Here is a 14,634-nt window from a genome sequence, read left to right as displayed (position 1 = left end):
CAATTGCGCGCCCCGCTCCGCTCGACCAAAGCAGGGCAACGCGCTTCGTTCCCGGTTCCGGTTGATTGTGAGCGGTCCCGGTCACGCCAATCGCGGCGGCAGGCTGTTGTGGATGGTGCAGGCGGCGATTGCGGCGTGGCCGAACGCGACAGAGATCTGGTGCAGGTCGGTGACGACGTCGCCGATGCCGTAGAGCCCGCGGATCGACGTGCGCTGATGGTCGTCGACCTTCAGATGACCCTCCCCGGCGTGCTCGGCGCCCAGCGCCGTCGCGAGCTGCGAGCGTACCTCCGCGCCCATCGCGGGATAGATCAGTTCGAATTGCGCGGTGCGGCCGCCTGCAAAGACCGCTTCGATGCCCTCGCCTCTCCGCCGCAAACGCAGATCGGGCGCGAACACGACCTCCACGTCCGCCTCGGCCAGCCGTGACGTTGCGGCCTGATCGTCATCCGGCCCGATTGCGAGCAGCGTCACGTCGCGCGAATAGCCGCGCAGGAATAGCGCCTTGCCCGCAGCACGCGCGAGCGGGCCGATGACGCCGATGCGGCGGCCGGTCGCCTCGAACGCATCGCATATCGGGCAATAGCGCAACAGCCCATCCGCGACGGCGGCCCGCCATTCGTCGAACGGCGGATGGGTATCGACGATCCCGCAGGCGAGAACAACGGTGGCGGCTGCATGCTCGCCGCCATTCCAGCTCGCCAGAAAACCATGATCGAGTCGTTGCAGCGCGGTGACCTCGGCGTCCACACGCGCGACGGCGAGCTGGTCCAGCTGGGCTGACATCCGTTCGATCAGCTCCGTCCCGGACAGGCCGTGGACGAATCCCGGGACATTGTGACTGCGCGGGATCAGCGCCGCCCGGCTCGCACCAGCGTCCACGACGCAGACGCGGCGGCGGAAGCGCGCCAGATAGATCGCGGCCATCAGCCCAGCCGGACCACCCCCGACGATCAGACATTCAAGCGGCGGCGCGCCGGTCATTTGGGGGTCGGGTCCGCAAGACCGGCACCGGGATCGCCGAGGCGCCCGCTCCTTGCCAGCCGGACTGCGTTGCCGAGCGCGCGCGCCGCATTCTGCACCTCTTGCTGGAAGTCGCTGTCGTCATCGAGATCGCGATGCGAGGTGGCGTATGGCTCCCTATAGCCGACATAGCCGTCGAGCTCGGCGTAGCGGCCCGCCGAGATCAGCTGCATGTCGGTCAACCAATCCGACAACGCCCGGCGCACGCCCTCGGCGCCGACCGCATCGCCGTGAACGACGACGCCGAAATGACGGCCGGCGAGATGGCGCGGATAGGACCAGCCCTTCAGCTCCAGCGCCTTGGCTTCAGCGGCGTTCTTGCCGTGGGTCGTGGTCGGATCGGGATTGCCGCCATCGGCGCAGACCATGCGGTCCATCATCGCCTTGAGCCCGGCGGGCACGTGATACCAGTTCACGGGCGCCACGATCAGGATGCCGTGGGCCGCAACCCAGAGCGGATAGATCTCGTTCATCCAGTCGCCGGTCTGCCCCAGCGAATAGTTAGGATAGCAGCTGCACGGCCAATGGCAGAGCGGCATGGCCGTGCCGACACAGGTCTTGCAGGGATGAATGGTCTTGCCGAATTCCGAGGCGAGGCGCGACAGATCGAGGATGTCGACGGCAAATCCCATCTCGATGAAAACAGGCTCGGCCAGTTTGACCAGCCGCCAGGTCTTGGACATCTCCCCGGGACAGGTGTGCTCGCTGCGGGTCGAGCCGTTGATGAGGAGAATGCGCGGCGTCTCGTCCGCATCGTCGTGGCGCCGTTGCGCTTCCAGGATTTTTGCGCGGGCATCGAGCCAGTCGACGGCAAGATCGTAGTCGGGATCGGAGAAACCTGCGCCCGCCTTCCGCGTCAACGGCGCCTTGCGCGAATGGCTGTAGGCGTCCCAGGCTGCAGCGGTGATGGCATCGAGCTCCCGTCCGAGCGGGGCAAAGGCGGGATCGACGAACTGACGCTTGTAGCGGCGCTCGAACTCCTCGCGCGACAGCTTGACGGGCGGCATCCCCTTGCGAACGTCGGCGTCCGTCATGCTGGCTCCTGGCGAAGTCGGTCATCAACCAACCCGTCGCGCAGCGCGCGGTTCCCTGGACTCTACTGGCAAGCAACCGGCTGCGGCAGATCGAATTGCGCGATCAGCCGGTCGAGCCGCCACAGCTCGATGCGTTGGTTCAGCACGAGCGTGGCCGCCTCGCGCTTGGCCTGCTCATCATCGTCGCAGACCAGATTGATGCATCCGAACACCCGCCCGTCCGGATCGATCTGGAACGCGCGGTAGTGCTTGATGCTACCCATTACTACTATGACCTCGCCTTGTAGAGACGGGCGCGGTCAGCCAGTCCGTCAGGCTCGAGGTCATTTCGTTCTGCTTGGCGCGTTGCAGCAGCATCTCACGTTCCCTGCCGGGCGGCAGGGTGCGGGCGCGCTCGCGGGCGTTTTCGGCGAAAGCAGTCAACCGCTCCTGGAGCGATTGGGTCTGTTTCCTGCGGTTACGTTTAGCGGTCATTTTCACTGTCGCGGACAATTCGGTTGGAAGGAAATCGGCCCCGGCGGGGGGACGGGCGCCGGGCGCCAAGTTCTCTCACTCAAGTCGCTTGCCGGTTGGGGCGGCCCAGCCCGGCAACGTTTGTAGCTTCCGCCGCAACAGCCGGTTCCAGCATTTCAGTAAGTTAACGCTGCATAATTTTGCGCCAGCGACAGGCGCGGCCGGACGACTTCAAAGGGGGATCATCATGGCAAGAGTAGCCGGCGCCAAGCCAGCGAAGCGGCGTTAGCGGCGGACTGCCGGGCCCATTACAATCTATTCGGGCGGCTGCAGCCCCGGCGACCGCAGCCATTCGCTCATCTGAGACCCCGTTTCCGCCTGGCGCGCCTTGCGCAACATCTCGTCGCGCGCCGCGCCGGGCGGAAGCGTGCTGGCTTGTTGGCGCAGCCGTTCCGCCTCGGCGGCCAGCCGTGCCTCCAGAGTCTCTACTTGCTTGAACCGATGTCGCGTCGTCATCAGGCGTTCTCCCTGGTGCATGAGGTCGAGCGCGCCGTTGCGTCCTGACGTCCGGTGGGTACCGAGCCGCGCAGCCTGGCAGACGATCAACGTTGCGGAGGGGGAACAGTTGCTTGTTTCAGCGAAAAGACTGGACCTACGGTTCCTCGTTGTCCCGGCGCGCCTTGATCTCCGAGCGAAGCATGGCGCTGTCCATGATGGCCAAACGCAAATCGTTCACGGCTTCGCCATAGTGATCCGCAGACTGTCTATGCTGCTCCCGGAGGGCGCGGCTCTCTTCAATAGCGCGTGCAGCGCGGGCAAACAGGGCGTCAGGCATTCAGCCATGATGCAACAAAGCTCAACAGCACGCTCTTGCATAGGTTACTCAAATCGCGCCAATCGCTCAAAAAGCGTCGCTGATTAACTTGGATCAAGCGTACGCAACCCTCTCCGGCCGTTGTTCGACCAAGAACCGGTGGCCGAAACGGGAATTGACAGGCAGATCCCCCCGATTTCCTTAGCCAAAACGCCGCCGCGAGCCAGGAGGTGCTTGGCCGTCTCACATCAGTCGCGTCGATAGAGCTGCAGATAGTTCGGCGAGTACAGCGCTGCATCCTTCAGGGCGTCGAGATCGGGAATGGTCAATGTGCGCTCGCGCAGCACGATCAAGCCCGATGCCCGCAGCTCCTGAAGGGTCCGATTGAGGTGGACGACCGATAGTCCCGTGGCATCGGCGAGATCCATCTGCGTCACCGGCATCACGCAGGAATTGCCGTCGACCATTCCGACCGGGCGAAGCCGCTCGACGATCTCGCAGAACAGATGGGCGACTCGCTCCAGGGCCACGCGGCGGCCAAGATTGATGGCCCATTCACGCTGGATTGCGGCGTTGACGAGGGTCTCGCGCCAAAACGCTTCGGCAAGCGAGCGGTCCCCCGCAAGCAGGCTCTCGAAACGCGCGCGCTTGATCTCACTGTATAGCACGGGCGTCATCGTCGCGATGGAATGGTCCATCACCGCGAGCAGGAATGCGTTGGCATCGCAGGTCTCGCCCGGAAAGATGAAGTTCACGATCTGGCGGCGGCCGTCTTCCAGGGTCTTGTAACGGCAGAGCCAGCCCGAAAGAACGATGCGAACACTGTCGACCGGATCGCCCTCGGAAATCAGGTCCTCACCTGGTCCGGCACGCTGGAGCCCTTCGAGCATCGCATATTCGAGCGATGTACGGGCTTCTGCCGACAAGGGCCTGAGTGTACTCAGCCGGCGAATGACCGTTTCCACCGAGCTGCGATCGGAGGTCGATAGAGACATCAGCCGGTCAGTACCGTTTTATGAAACGTGCGCTTGCTCACTGGGATGGTGATGGTGCATTGCAGCCCGACGGAGTTGAACGCCATCGTGGTTTGCCCCTTCAACTCGAACGCCAGAGTACGCTCCAGAAGCTCGGTACCGAATCCCTTCCGGGGCGGCGGCTTGACTTGCGGCCCGCCGCGCTCACGCCATTCGAACACGAGCTCCGCAGGCTCAATGGCCTCATCGAAGCGCCAATTGATTTCAATGCGCCCGGCAGGCTGGCTCAAGGCGCCGTATTTCAGCGCATTGGTCGCGAGCTCGTGAATGGCGAGCGCAAAAGTTTCCGCGGCCTTGGGCTGGAAGCGCACCTTCGGCCCCGAGACCCGCATCTGCTCGCCTTCCCGCGCATTATAGGCGAGTAGCTCCTCGACCACCAGATATTCGAGGTCTACCCCCCCTTCGGGATCGCGGGTCACCAAAGCCTGGGTCCGAGCAAAGGCATTCAGCCGGCCGTCGAGATGCGAGGCATATCCCTCGACGGTGGCGCTGGATTCGGCGGACCGGCGGGCAATCGAGCGGACAACGCTAAGCGTGTTGCGAACGCGGTGCTGAAGCTCCGCCAGCAGCAGGCGTTGCCGCTCCTCGGCGCGGGTGATCGCGGTGACGTCGATGAAGGTGATAATGACGCCGGCGATGAAATTGTCGATGCTGCGATAAGGCAGGATGCGCACGATGTAGCGCGTGCCGCTGTCGGGCGCGCTCAGCTCACGCTCGGCGCTGGCCAGGGTGCGCAGCACGCGACGGATGTCGTCGTAGAGCTCCTCGATCGGGATGCGCGCCTTGATATGGCTGATCGGCCGGCCGGTATCGGTTTCGACCAGGTGCAGGAGCTGCGTGATCGCGGGCGTGAAGTTCATCACGCGCAGATCATTGTCGAGGAACACCGTTGCGATCTGTGTGCTCTCGAGGAAATTCTTGAGGTCGCTGGTGGCCCGCGTCAGCTCCTGGACGCGGTGCGCCAGCTCGCCGTTGACGGTGGTCAGCTCCTCGTTGACCGATTGCAATTCCTCGCGCGAGGTCTCCAGCTCCTCATTCGCCGACTGCAGCTCCTCGTTGAGCGACTGGTATTCCTCGTTGGACGATTTCAGCTCCTCGTTGGTGCTCTCGAGCTCCTCGATGGTCGCCTGGAGGCGTTCGCGGGTGGCGCGCAGGTCATTTTCGAGCCGTTCGACGTGCTCGGTGCGCACCAGTGCGTTGGGGTTGCCGTTGTCGGCTTCGATGGTCCGCGCCGGGCCGTCCTTGAACAGAACGACGAAATTGCGATGGCCGCCCCCGCCCTCCTGGATCGGCTCGACCGTGATGTCCACCAGGACGCGGTGACCGTTGACCCCGAGTGGCACCTGCTCGGCATGAACGGGGTCGTTGGTTTCGGCGGCGCGGCTGAGCGCGGTGCGCAATTCCAGCCGGAGATCGCGGTGCACCAGTTGCAACAGGTCGAGCGTGGCGGCGCCTGCCGTCGGCTCGATATAGCGGCCGGTGCGCCCGGAGAAATGCAGGACCTGGAAATGATCGTCAGTGATGACATAGGCCGGCGCATAGCGCTCCGCGATGCGCTGCGCGCGCCGTTCCAGGCCGACGTCGGGTCCAAACGTGCGCACCGACGGCACCTCGACCGGTACCCTGCCGGCCGCGGTCGTGATCGGAAATTCCGGCGGCAGCCGCGTTCCGGTGTCGAGCTTCTTGAAGATCCGGGCGCGGCGGTCGATCGGCGCGAACAGCTTGGGATGCCGTGTCACGTTCTCGGAATTGCCGAGGAAGAGATAGCGCTCTGGCAGCAGCGCGAAATGGAACAGCGGAATCACGCGGTTCTGCAGCTCGGCATTGAGATAGATCAGCAGATTGCGACAGGAGACGAGGTCGAGCTTGGAGAACGGCGCATCCTTGATGACGTTGTGCTGCGAGAAGATGCACATCTCGCGCAGCTCCTTCACCACGCAATAGGTATCGCCCTCGCGCACGAACCAGCGCGCCAGGCGCTCGCTGGTCATGTCCGCCTCGATATTGGTGCGATAGCGTCCGACGCGCGCGGTCGCCAGCGCGCGCCCGTCGATGTCGGTGGCAAAGATCTGGACCTGGGGCACCGAATCCATCCGCGCCATGTGCTCGCGCAGGAGGATGCCGATCGAATAGGCCTCCTCGCCGGTGGCGCAGCCGAGCACCCAGACGCGGACCTGTTGGCCGGCGCCCTTGCCCTCGAAGATCTTCGGGACGATCTGGTTTTCCAGCACCTCGAATTCGCGTTTGTCGCGGAAGAATTCCGTGACTCCGATCAAGAGGTCGTTGAAGAGGTGCTGGGCCTCGTCCTTGTCGTTGCGCAAGTAATCGACATAGGCGGCGATGTCGTCGATCTGAACCACTTGCATGCGCCGCTGCACGCGGCGCAGGAAAGTGTTCTGCTTGTAGCCGTGGAAGTCGTTGCCGGTCTTGTTGCGCAGGATGTCGGCGATGCGCGACAACGAGGTCGCGGCGGCGGCCAGCACCTCGTCGAAGCCCTGCTTCTCCTCGAGGCGCCTGAGATGACGGGCGTAGACCTGGATATGCTCGGGAATTTCTTCCGGCGGCAGCACATAATCGGCGATAGCGGCGGGCGTGTTGCTGTCGCGGAGATGCTCGGCCTGTTCCGGCCCTGCGACTTTTTCGGCGATGGCAAGACCGCCGTGGTCTTTCAGGGCCGCGGTACCGAGCGTGCCGTCGCCGCCGGTCCCGGCCAGGATCACGCCGATCGATTGCTCGGCGCGCTCTTCCGCCAGCGAGACCAGGAAGCTGTCGATCGTCGCCCGCTCGCCGGGCGCCTGCTCCGCCTTGCGCAGCGCGAACCGGTTGCCTTGGATCGTCGTGATCATCGCGGGCGGGCAGAGATAGACCGCGCCGCCTTCGATCGGGTGGTCGTCGCCGATATCAGCGAGCTTGCCGCCATTGGACGCCGCCTGAAGGATGCCGCGCAAGCGCTGCTCGTCGTAAGTCTCGTGATGCTGAAGCGCCAGCACGATGGCCTGATCGGCGCCGACGGTCAGCTTGCCAAAGAACCGCTCGATGCTGTCGAGAGCACCGGGCGAGGCGCCGACCCCTATGATCAGAGGAGTCTTGACCTGGCGCTCTCCTGGGACCGGCTGGTCGCCGACTTCATGCATGGCTGTGGTGGCTCTTGTTCTCTTCCGGGACCAACGGGCGCCCGGCTCCTGCAAATAGCAGAAATCGATATTATCCCAACACATTAAACACAGAAATGTCCCAGCCTTTGGTGTTGTCAGGTCCGGCCGGCAGGGCCATAGTCCAGGCGCACCGGAGGAACCTGCCAATGCCGATCTCCGAGGAGCTCGCCGCCCTGATCGAGCGCGCCGAGCACGCCACCACGGAGGCCCGCCGCCTGCTGGCTGAGAACGAGCGCTGGCGCCGCTACGCAGAATGGCAGCTCGATGCCATGTTCGAGCTCAGCGCAGAGTTCAGGAGACGCGTCCCCCCCCCCCCCCACTAGCCCACCGCGACCTCCTGGCGGAGATACTCGACCCGCTGCTCGATCAGGACGCGGTGCCGCTCCCATTCCACCACGGTCTGCCTGAGCAGGCTGACCAGCCGCTCCGCCTGGCGCGTGTCGTGTCCGCCGGCCATGAGCTCACGTAGCCGATCTTCCTGATCGCGGATGCGCTTCCAGCCCTCCTCGATGTCCTTGTCGGCCTTCACCAGGAGGTGCTCTTCGGCATTGAGCTGTGCGGTACGTTCGGCAAGGGAGATGGCCATGGCTAAGCCTTCAAGCCTCCCGCTCCCCGGTGGGAGGGTCGAGCGACTTTAGCACGACACGCCGGATCATGTCGGCATATTCGCGATATTCGCGCGCCCTAGCCTCGTACATCTCCGCCACGGCAGCCCGCCCGCTGCTGCGGCCGTCCGCGGCCATGCGCTGCACCAGCTCCGCGCGCTCCTCGATGATGCGCAGCGCCACGCGCAGGGCTTCATCGACCCGCCCTTCCTGCTCCTTGGCGAGCACATCGGCCGTGAAGCCGTGCCCCACCTGGCAGCGGAAGCGCATCGGGCGCGCGCCCTTGACTTCCGAGAGCACGCCGCCGCATGCCGGGCAGGTCAGCCCGACAGGGTCGGCAACCGCGCTGAGATTGTCGCTTCCGATCCGCTCTCCGGCCGCAATCTCGACCTCGAGCCTGATCTCGGGCGGGATCGGCAGCGCGGCACCGGCCGGCTCCCTGACGAGCTCGGACAGCACGTCGCCCATAGTGGCGCCGGGAACGCAGAGGTCCACCGTGGTCGCCTCCATGGCGCGCCGCGGCATCTCGTCCGAGATCGCGTCCGCGGGGTCCTGAACCACGGCCATGCCGCCGCAGCGCTTGATGGCGTTGAGGCCGGCCGCGCCGTCGGACAACAGGCCGCTGAGGAGCACGCCGATCACCCGCGGCCCGTGAGAGAGGGCGGCCGAGCGGAACAGGGCATCGACCGCCGGCCGCACCATGTTCTCGCGCGGTCCCCGGCCGAGGAGAATGTGGTCCCCGGACAGCAGCAGATGATGGTCAGGCGCACCGAGATAGACCTGGCCCGGCTCGATTTTCATGCCGTTCTGGGCCTGGCGCACCGGAAGCGGCCCGGCGCTGCTGGCGACGGTGGAGAGAATGCCGATGCCCTGGGCCGGAATGTGCAGCACGACGAACACCGCGGCAGGCAAGTCCGCTGGCAGACGGCTCAAAATCTGCTTCAGCGGCCCGGTCGCTCCGGCCGAGCCCCCGATGACAATGATGTCGCGGTTGCTCATGGAACCGGCCTCCGATTGCATCGTTTGCAGTTTGCACCAAGGCGGATCGCCGGCGTATGTTCCTAGCGTTTGGAGGCTGAGACACCATGGCGGCATCGTCTCATCAGCGGGCACCACTCGCAGGGCGTCGCATCTTCGTGGTCGAGGACGAGTATTTCCTCGCCGATGACATCGGCAAAACATTCAGTGCCATGGGCGCGGAGATCGCAGGTCCCGTTGGCCACTTCGAAGACGCGCTCAAGATCCTGCACGACGGCAGCGTCCTCGATGCCGCCGTGCTCGACGTCAACATTCGCAGCGAGATGATCTTTCCGATCGCCCGCGAACTGAAGGCACGGAACGTGCCGTTCGTTTTCACCACGGGATACGACAAGATCACGCTCGGCCCCGAGTTTCAGGACGTGCCGCTGCTGGAAAAACCGATCGATCTTCCGGCGATGGCACGGACGCTGGCTGGGCTCATCGGCGAGCCCAGAGCTTGATTGCGCAGGGCTTGATCACGCAACGACGCGTGTTCCTTCGCCTTTTTCGCAAGACTTAAAGGAACGCTCGATGATCTACGCACCCGATTCCACCACCGACAAGCAGCTGGTGAAACATTCCCGCGATCTGGTTCGCAAGGCCATGGCGCTGCTGCGCCAGAGCAATCATCTCGCCACCGAGCAACGCCTGCGCGATGAGCTCGTGGAATCTCAAAACATGCCGCCGCGCCAGGACGAGCGGAAATCCGGTCAAGACCGCTGACTTGGTATTTGCTGATCGTGATCAGAACACATGTGCAAAAGCGAGCCAGGCTGTTACGGCCAGGCACAGGATAACTGCGGCGTAAGGCAGCGCGATGCGCAAGACGGCCAGCTCCCCGCTTCAGCTCATCATCATCCAGACGATCGCGGCCATCATTACAAGAAAACCCGTGACCGCAGTCGCGACAAAGGCCTGTTCGATACGATCCATCGCCATCGCAGCCCCCCTCTTGTTTCAGCCGGTACAAATTGACGGTTTGAGGGCGGCGGCGCATTAGGCTATGTGAATCGGGTCTGCTTTCTCTCCGCAAAACGGTTTCCGCGCTCGCCAGCATTGCGCACGCGTCGCTCTACGACCTCGCCGTACCGGGCTCGGCCATCTTGCGGTGCTGCTTGGCCAGCATCTCGTTGGGCGTGACGTTCGCGACCGTGGTCTGGATCTTGTTCTTCAGCCCGGTGACGATGTCGGCCTCCCCGCGCAGCATCGCATCGAAGCCGGCCTTGGCGACGTCGTAGGCGCCGTCCTTCTTCTCGGTGCCGACCTTGGTGTCCATCATGTCGGCGCGGCGGAAGAACTCGGTCTCGGTCGCACCCGGCATCAGGCACGTCACCGTGACGCCGCTGTCGCGCAGCTCCTCGCGCAGCGCAAACGAGAATGAATCGAGGAACGCCTTGCTGGCGTTATAGGCGGCCTGGAAACTGCCCGGCATGAAGCCGGCAATTGAACCGGTGATCAGGATGCGGCCCGCCTTGCGGCGGAGCATCTCGTTGCCGACGCGGTGGATCAGATACAGCGTGCCGGTGATGTTGGTGTCGATGAGGTGTTTCACCCTGGCAAAGTCCTGGTCGAGGAAGGCCCTGCCGAGGCCGATGCCGGCATTGGCGAGCAACGCGTCGATCGGCCGGTCGCCGACCGCCGCACACAGCTTGTCGACGCCCTCGGTGGTCGCGAGATCGGTCTCGACTGGCTCCACGCTGCCGCCGAGTCGGCGCAGATCGACCGCTACGCGTTCGATCTGAGGCTCATCCGCGGCGATGACGAGGTTGAATCCGACCTGCGCGCAGCATCGGGCGAGTTCCAGGCCGATACCAGTGGAGGCGCCTGTGACGACGGCGAGTTGATTGGCGGGCATGCGCAGATCCTTATTGAGGTCTTGGAATTGAGGCGATCACGCTCAATCGCTGCCCTGCTCTCTCGTTCCTATTTGCGCAGCGCGAACAATTTGCGCGCAGCAATAGCAACCATCGATCGTGCCTCGACTTAGATGCCACGTGGCTCAACCGGGAGGGACGGACGATGAAGGCGCTGGTCTGGCACGGCAAGGAGGACATCAGGTGCGACACCGTCACCGACCCGGAGATCCAGGATCCGCGCGATGCCATCATCAAGGTCACGAGCTGCGCCATCTGCGGCTCCGACCTGCACCTCTTCCACAATTTCATTCCGGGCATGCTGCCTGGCGACATCATGGGCCACGAGACCATGGGCGAAGTGGTCGAGGTCGGCTCGGGCGTCAACGGCAAGCTGAAAAAGGGCGACCGCGTCGTCGTGCCGTTCACGATCATTTGCGGCGAATGCGACCAGTGCAAGCGCGGCAATTTCTCTGTCTGCGAGACCACCAACCGCAAGCGTCATCTGGCCGACAAGGTGTTCGGGCACACCACGGCGGGCCTGTTCGGCTACACCCATCTGACCGGCGGCTATCCCGGCGGCCAGGCCGAATATCTTCGCGTGCCCTTTGCCGACGCCACCCACATCAAGGTGCCGGCGGGCATTCCCGACGAGCAATTGCTGTTCCTCAGCGACATCTTCCCGACCGGCTGGCAGGCCGCTGTGCAATGCGACATCGAGCCGACCGACACGGTCGCGATCTGGGGCTGTGGCCCGGTCGGACAGATGGCGATCCGCAGCGCCATCCTGCTCGGCGCCAACCAGGTGATCGCGATCGACTGCCTGCCGGAGCGGCTCAGCATGGCCGAGGCCGGCGGCGCCACAACGATCAATTTCGAGACCGAGAGCGTGGTGGAGCGGCTCCAGGAGCTGACCGACGGCAGGGGTCCGGAAAAATGCATCGATTGCGTCGGCATGGAATCGCATGTGATGCCGTCGCTGCCCGACACCCTGCTCGACCGCGCCAAGCAGATGGTGATGGCCGAGAGTGACCGGCCCCACGTGCTGCGCGAGATGATCTATGTCTGCCGTCCCGGCGGCATCATCTCGGTCGCAGGCGTGTACAGCGGCCTGTCCGACATGCTCCCGATGGGCGCCTTCATGAACAAGGGCCTGACGATGCGGACCGGCCAGACCCACGTCAACCGCTGGACCGACGACCTGCTTCGCCGCATCGAAGAAGGCGAGATCGACCCGTCCTTCGTCATCACCCACAATGTCCCGCTCGCCCAGGGACCGGAGATGTACCAGGTGTTTCGCGACAAGCGCGATTCCTGCGTCAAGGTCGTGCTGAAGCCCTGAAGGAGCAAGCCATGTTTCACTTCTCCAACATCGTGCGCACCAAGGGCGACCCCAAAATCGTCGAGGGCGGACCGAGCCTGAAGCAGCCGGCGGACCAGCTCGCGCGTGCACTCGGCTGGTTCAGCATCGGCCTCGGCGTCGTTGAGCTGTTCGCGCCGCGGCGCGTCACGCACACGCTGGGCATGGAAGGGCATGAGACGCTGGTGCGGACATTCGGCCTGCGCGAAATCATGGCCGGGATCATGACGCTGTCGGTCGAGAAAAACGCCGGCCTATGGGCCCGCATCGGCGGCGACGGCCTCGATGCCGCCGCGCTGTTGTCGGGGTTGACGTCGGACAATCCCAAGAAGGGCAACATCGCGCTGGCACTGCTGATGGTCGGCGGCATCGCCATGCTCGACTACCGCGCCGCGCAGGACACCAAGCCGCGGCGCCCGCCGCGCGATGCGCGGCGCAGGCTCTATCCGAACCGCAGCGGTTTTCCCAAGGGCATCGAGAGCGTCCGCACTGCGGCGAGGCAGATCGCGGCGCACGCAAAGACCAACGACATGACAAACGACAAGACCAACGACATGACAAACGAGGTGAAGCAAGGTGATGAGCGTCGAGTCCCGTGACGAAGCTGCGTGGTGGGAATCCGCCGTCATCTACGAGATCGCACCGATCTCCTTTCAGGACTCGAACGGCGACGGCAAGGGCGATCTTGCCGGATTGATGTCACGCATCGACTATTTGAAATGGCTCGGCGTCGATGCGGTGTGGCTGACGCCGATCTACAGGAGCCCGTTCCGCGACCTCGGCTACGACATCTCCGACTATTGCTCGATCGATCCCGTCTTCGGCAGCCTTGACGAATTCGATCGCCTGATCGACGCGTTGCATGGTGCGGGCATCCGGCTCATCCTCGACCTCGTCCCCAATCACACCGCCCACGATCATGCATGGTTCGTCGAGAGCGCGAGCTCGCGCAACAGCGCCAAGGCCGACTGGTACATTTGGGCCGACCCCGCCGAGAACGGCGGGCCGCCCAACAACTGGCTGAGCCGCTTCGGCGGCAGCGGCTGGGAATGGTGCGAGGCGCGGCGGCAATATTACTATCATTCCTTCCTGGTGGAGCAGCCCGACCTCAACTGGCGCAACCCGCAGGTGCGCGCCGCGATCGCCGATTCCATGCGGTTCTGGCTCGACCGGGGCGTCGACGGTTTTCGCGTCGACGCCAGCGCGGTCCTGATCAAGGATCAGCTGTTGCGCGACAACCCGCCGAATCCGCAAGCCGAGGGCAAGCCGCCGCCGCAGCGGCACACGACGGTGTTCACCGATGACCGGCCCGAGACGATGGATTGCATCGAGTTCATCCGTGAGGTGATCGATGCCTATGCCGGGCGGATGCTGTGCGGCGAGGTCCAGGGCAAGACCGACCGCATCGGCCATTTCTACGGCAACGACCGGCCGCGTCTGCATCTGCCGCTGAATTTCGCCCTGCTCGATTCAAAGTGGGACGCCCTCTCGCTGCAGGCCACGATCGACGCCTATCTCAATGCCATTCCGGACGATGGCTGGCCGGTCTGGGTCATCGGTGGCCACGACAAGCAACGGATCGCGAGCAAGATCGGCGAGGCGCAGATGCGCGTGCTGGCGATGCTGCTGATGACGCTGCGGGGAACGCCGTTCTTCTTCATGGGCGACGAGATCGGCCGCAAGCGCGTGCCGATCCCGCCGGGCCGCGTCCGCGATCCCTTCGAGAAGCTCGTGCCAGGCTATGGCCTGTGCCGCGATCCCGAACGGGCACCGATGCGATGGGACGACAGTCCCGACGGCGGCTTCACCACGGGCCGTCCATGGCTGCCGCTGGAGCCACCCGATGGTGCGGCCAATATCGCCGCGCAACAGCGCGACGCGCACTCGATCCTGGCGCTGTTTCGTGCATTGATGGCGCTGCGGCGCGCGCATGCCGGCCTGCAACGGGGCGAATATGAACCGCTGCGGTCGCAGAACGATGTCCTCGCCTACAAGCGGCGGGACGGTCGTCACGAGGTTCTGGTCGCACTCAATGTCGCGGCCGAACCGCGGAAATTCCACTGGCAAGGAAGCGGCCGTCTCTTGATGTCGACGCATTTGGATCGCCGCACCGAGCCGGTGCCGGATGCATCCATCCTGCTCCGCGGCAACGAAGGCGTGATCATCGCGCTCGAACCTCGGTGATATCGAGAGGAACCATCGGCGTTGCGAAGCGTCTCATCAATGCTTCCGGCGTCTCCCCCCCGCCGCCGGAGGCAGTTTGCAAGACCGCAGCCCCGGCGC

At 64.5% G+C, this 14,634-nt stretch carries 17 protein-coding genes; 6 read left to right on the top strand and 11 right to left on the bottom strand.

The window, feature by feature from the left end:
* Window positions 1–81: 81 nt before the first annotated feature.
* The 8 genes from P6U29_RS18695 to P6U29_RS18660 all read right to left on the bottom strand — a co-directional run bounded on the left by P6U29_RS18695 (window position 82) and on the right by P6U29_RS18660 (window position 7,492).
* Window positions 82–984, bottom strand: coding sequence for an NAD(P)/FAD-dependent oxidoreductase (locus P6U29_RS18695; RefSeq protein ID WP_407118905.1), 903 nt, complete (start codon window positions 982–984; stop codon window positions 82–84).
* Window positions 981–2,057 carry a flavodoxin family protein gene (locus tag P6U29_RS18690; protein WP_407118904.1) on the bottom strand — a complete coding sequence of 359 codons (1,077 nt, stop codon included), beginning with the start codon at window positions 2,055–2,057 and terminating at the stop codon, window positions 981–983. Before P6U29_RS18690 ends, P6U29_RS18695 begins: the two co-directional genes overlap by 4 nt.
* Before the next feature lie 62 nt (window positions 2,058–2,119).
* Window positions 2,120–2,320, bottom strand: a complete 201-nt coding sequence (locus tag P6U29_RS18685; RefSeq protein WP_407118903.1) for a hypothetical protein — start codon at window positions 2,318–2,320, stop codon at window positions 2,120–2,122.
* On the bottom strand, window positions 2,313–2,531 hold the full coding sequence (locus P6U29_RS18680; RefSeq protein ID WP_407118902.1) for a hypothetical protein: 219 nt from the start codon (window positions 2,529–2,531) through the stop codon (window positions 2,313–2,315). The genes P6U29_RS18685 and P6U29_RS18680 overlap by 8 nt, the downstream gene beginning before the upstream one ends.
* A gap of 294 nt (window positions 2,532–2,825) precedes the next feature.
* Window positions 2,826–3,026 carry a hypothetical protein gene (locus P6U29_RS18675; protein WP_407118901.1) on the bottom strand — a complete coding sequence of 67 codons (201 nt, stop codon included), beginning with the start codon at window positions 3,024–3,026 and terminating at the stop codon, window positions 2,826–2,828.
* Window positions 3,027–3,162: 136 nt separating this feature from the next.
* On the bottom strand, window positions 3,163–3,345 hold the full coding sequence (locus tag P6U29_RS18670) for a hypothetical protein (protein ID WP_407118900.1): 183 nt from the start codon (window positions 3,343–3,345) through the stop codon (window positions 3,163–3,165).
* A gap of 227 nt (window positions 3,346–3,572) precedes the next feature.
* Complete coding sequence (locus P6U29_RS18665; RefSeq protein WP_407118899.1) at window positions 3,573–4,319, bottom strand: Crp/Fnr family transcriptional regulator; 747 nt, start codon at window positions 4,317–4,319, stop codon at window positions 3,573–3,575.
* Window positions 4,319–7,492 (bottom strand): CheR family methyltransferase, encoded by a 3,174-nt coding sequence (locus tag P6U29_RS18660; protein ID WP_407118898.1) that lies wholly within the window; start codon window positions 7,490–7,492, stop codon window positions 4,319–4,321. The genes P6U29_RS18665 and P6U29_RS18660 overlap by 1 nt, the downstream gene beginning before the upstream one ends.
* 167 nt (window positions 7,493–7,659) lie before the next feature.
* On the opposite strand from P6U29_RS18660, the gene P6U29_RS18655 reads away from it, so the two are divergent.
* Window positions 7,660–7,836, top strand: a complete 177-nt coding sequence (locus P6U29_RS18655; RefSeq protein ID WP_407118897.1) for a hypothetical protein — start codon at window positions 7,660–7,662, stop codon at window positions 7,834–7,836.
* Here the strand turns inward: P6U29_RS18655 and P6U29_RS18650 are convergent.
* Window positions 7,833–8,099, bottom strand: coding sequence for a hypothetical protein (locus P6U29_RS18650; protein ID WP_407118896.1), 267 nt, complete (start codon window positions 8,097–8,099; stop codon window positions 7,833–7,835). The genes P6U29_RS18655 and P6U29_RS18650 overlap by 4 nt on opposite strands.
* Window positions 8,100–8,109: 10 nt before the next feature.
* The gene (locus P6U29_RS18645) at window positions 8,110–9,117 is read right to left on the bottom strand and encodes a chemotaxis protein CheB (RefSeq protein ID WP_407118895.1); all 1,008 of its coding nucleotides are present in this window, start codon (window positions 9,115–9,117) and stop codon (window positions 8,110–8,112) included.
* A gap of 86 nt (window positions 9,118–9,203) precedes the next feature.
* On the opposite strand from P6U29_RS18645, the gene P6U29_RS18640 reads away from it, so the two are divergent.
* Together P6U29_RS18640 and P6U29_RS18635 are read left to right on the top strand one after the other, a co-directional pair.
* Window positions 9,204–9,599, top strand: coding sequence for a response regulator (locus P6U29_RS18640; RefSeq protein ID WP_407118894.1), 396 nt, complete (start codon window positions 9,204–9,206; stop codon window positions 9,597–9,599).
* 70 nt (window positions 9,600–9,669) lie between these two features.
* Complete coding sequence (locus tag P6U29_RS18635) at window positions 9,670–9,861, top strand: hypothetical protein (RefSeq protein WP_407118893.1); 192 nt, start codon at window positions 9,670–9,672, stop codon at window positions 9,859–9,861.
* A gap of 349 nt (window positions 9,862–10,210) precedes the next feature.
* Here P6U29_RS18635 and P6U29_RS18630 read toward each other — a convergent pair whose 3' ends face one another.
* Entirely contained in the window at window positions 10,211–10,993 is a 783-nt protein-coding gene (locus tag P6U29_RS18630) for an SDR family NAD(P)-dependent oxidoreductase (protein WP_407118892.1), read from the bottom strand.
* Between the two features lie 164 nt (window positions 10,994–11,157).
* Here P6U29_RS18630 and P6U29_RS18625 point away from each other — a divergent pair, with 164 nt between their 5' ends.
* The 3 genes from P6U29_RS18625 to P6U29_RS18615 are packed head-to-tail and all read left to right on the top strand — an operon-like array spanning window position 11,158 to window position 14,535.
* On the top strand, window positions 11,158–12,333 hold the full coding sequence (locus P6U29_RS18625) for a zinc-dependent alcohol dehydrogenase (RefSeq protein ID WP_407118891.1): 1,176 nt from the start codon (window positions 11,158–11,160) through the stop codon (window positions 12,331–12,333).
* Between the two features lie 11 nt (window positions 12,334–12,344).
* Window positions 12,345–12,950, top strand: coding sequence for a hypothetical protein (locus P6U29_RS18620; protein WP_407118890.1), 606 nt, complete (start codon window positions 12,345–12,347; stop codon window positions 12,948–12,950).
* A complete protein-coding gene (locus P6U29_RS18615; RefSeq protein WP_407118889.1) occupies window positions 12,931–14,535 on the top strand; it encodes an alpha-amylase family glycosyl hydrolase in 1,605 nt (534 codons plus the stop codon). The genes P6U29_RS18620 and P6U29_RS18615 overlap by 20 nt, the downstream gene beginning before the upstream one ends.
* Window positions 14,536–14,634 lie beyond the last annotated feature (99 nt).

Origin of the sequence: Bradyrhizobium sp. LMG 9283, assembly GCF_045571415.1 — a bacterium.
Lineage (GTDB): Bacteria > Pseudomonadota > Alphaproteobacteria > Rhizobiales > Xanthobacteraceae > Bradyrhizobium.
This window is presented reverse-complemented; position numbering and strand designations above follow the sequence as displayed.

Excerpts from the sequence above, each read along its gene's own strand:
- P6U29_RS18615 (WP_407118889.1), top strand. The coding sequence starts at position 12,931 with ATGAGCGTCGAGTCCCGTGACGAAGCTGCGTGGTGGGAATCCGCCGTC.
- P6U29_RS18650 (WP_407118896.1), bottom strand. The coding sequence starts at position 8,099 with ATGGCCATCTCCCTTGCCGAACGTACCGCACAGCTCAATGCCGAAGAG.
- P6U29_RS18685 (WP_407118903.1), bottom strand. The coding sequence starts at position 2,320 with ATGGGTAGCATCAAGCACTACCGCGCGTTCCAGATCGATCCGGACGGG.
- P6U29_RS18695 (WP_407118905.1), bottom strand. The coding sequence starts at position 984 with ATGACCGGCGCGCCGCCGCTTGAATGTCTGATCGTCGGGGGTGGTCCG.
- P6U29_RS18625 (WP_407118891.1), top strand. The coding sequence starts at position 11,158 with ATGAAGGCGCTGGTCTGGCACGGCAAGGAGGACATCAGGTGCGACACC.
- P6U29_RS18620 (WP_407118890.1), top strand. The coding sequence starts at position 12,345 with ATGTTTCACTTCTCCAACATCGTGCGCACCAAGGGCGACCCCAAAATC.
- P6U29_RS18675 (WP_407118901.1), bottom strand. The coding sequence starts at position 3,026 with ATGACGACGCGACATCGGTTCAAGCAAGTAGAGACTCTGGAGGCACGG.
- P6U29_RS18665 (WP_407118899.1), bottom strand. The coding sequence starts at position 4,319 with ATGTCTCTATCGACCTCCGATCGCAGCTCGGTGGAAACGGTCATTCGC.
- P6U29_RS18670 (WP_407118900.1), bottom strand. The coding sequence starts at position 3,345 with ATGCCTGACGCCCTGTTTGCCCGCGCTGCACGCGCTATTGAAGAGAGC.
- P6U29_RS18690 (WP_407118904.1), bottom strand. The coding sequence starts at position 2,057 with ATGACGGACGCCGACGTTCGCAAGGGGATGCCGCCCGTCAAGCTGTCG.
- P6U29_RS18680 (WP_407118902.1), bottom strand. The coding sequence starts at position 2,531 with ATGACCGCTAAACGTAACCGCAGGAAACAGACCCAATCGCTCCAGGAG.
- P6U29_RS18655 (WP_407118897.1), top strand. The coding sequence starts at position 7,660 with ATGCCGATCTCCGAGGAGCTCGCCGCCCTGATCGAGCGCGCCGAGCAC.
- P6U29_RS18630 (WP_407118892.1), bottom strand. The coding sequence starts at position 10,993 with ATGCCCGCCAATCAACTCGCCGTCGTCACAGGCGCCTCCACTGGTATC.
- P6U29_RS18640 (WP_407118894.1), top strand. The coding sequence starts at position 9,204 with ATGGCGGCATCGTCTCATCAGCGGGCACCACTCGCAGGGCGTCGCATC.
- P6U29_RS18660 (WP_407118898.1), bottom strand. The coding sequence starts at position 7,492 with ATGCATGAAGTCGGCGACCAGCCGGTCCCAGGAGAGCGCCAGGTCAAG.
- P6U29_RS18645 (WP_407118895.1), bottom strand. The coding sequence starts at position 9,117 with ATGAGCAACCGCGACATCATTGTCATCGGGGGCTCGGCCGGAGCGACC.
- P6U29_RS18635 (WP_407118893.1), top strand. The coding sequence starts at position 9,670 with ATGATCTACGCACCCGATTCCACCACCGACAAGCAGCTGGTGAAACAT.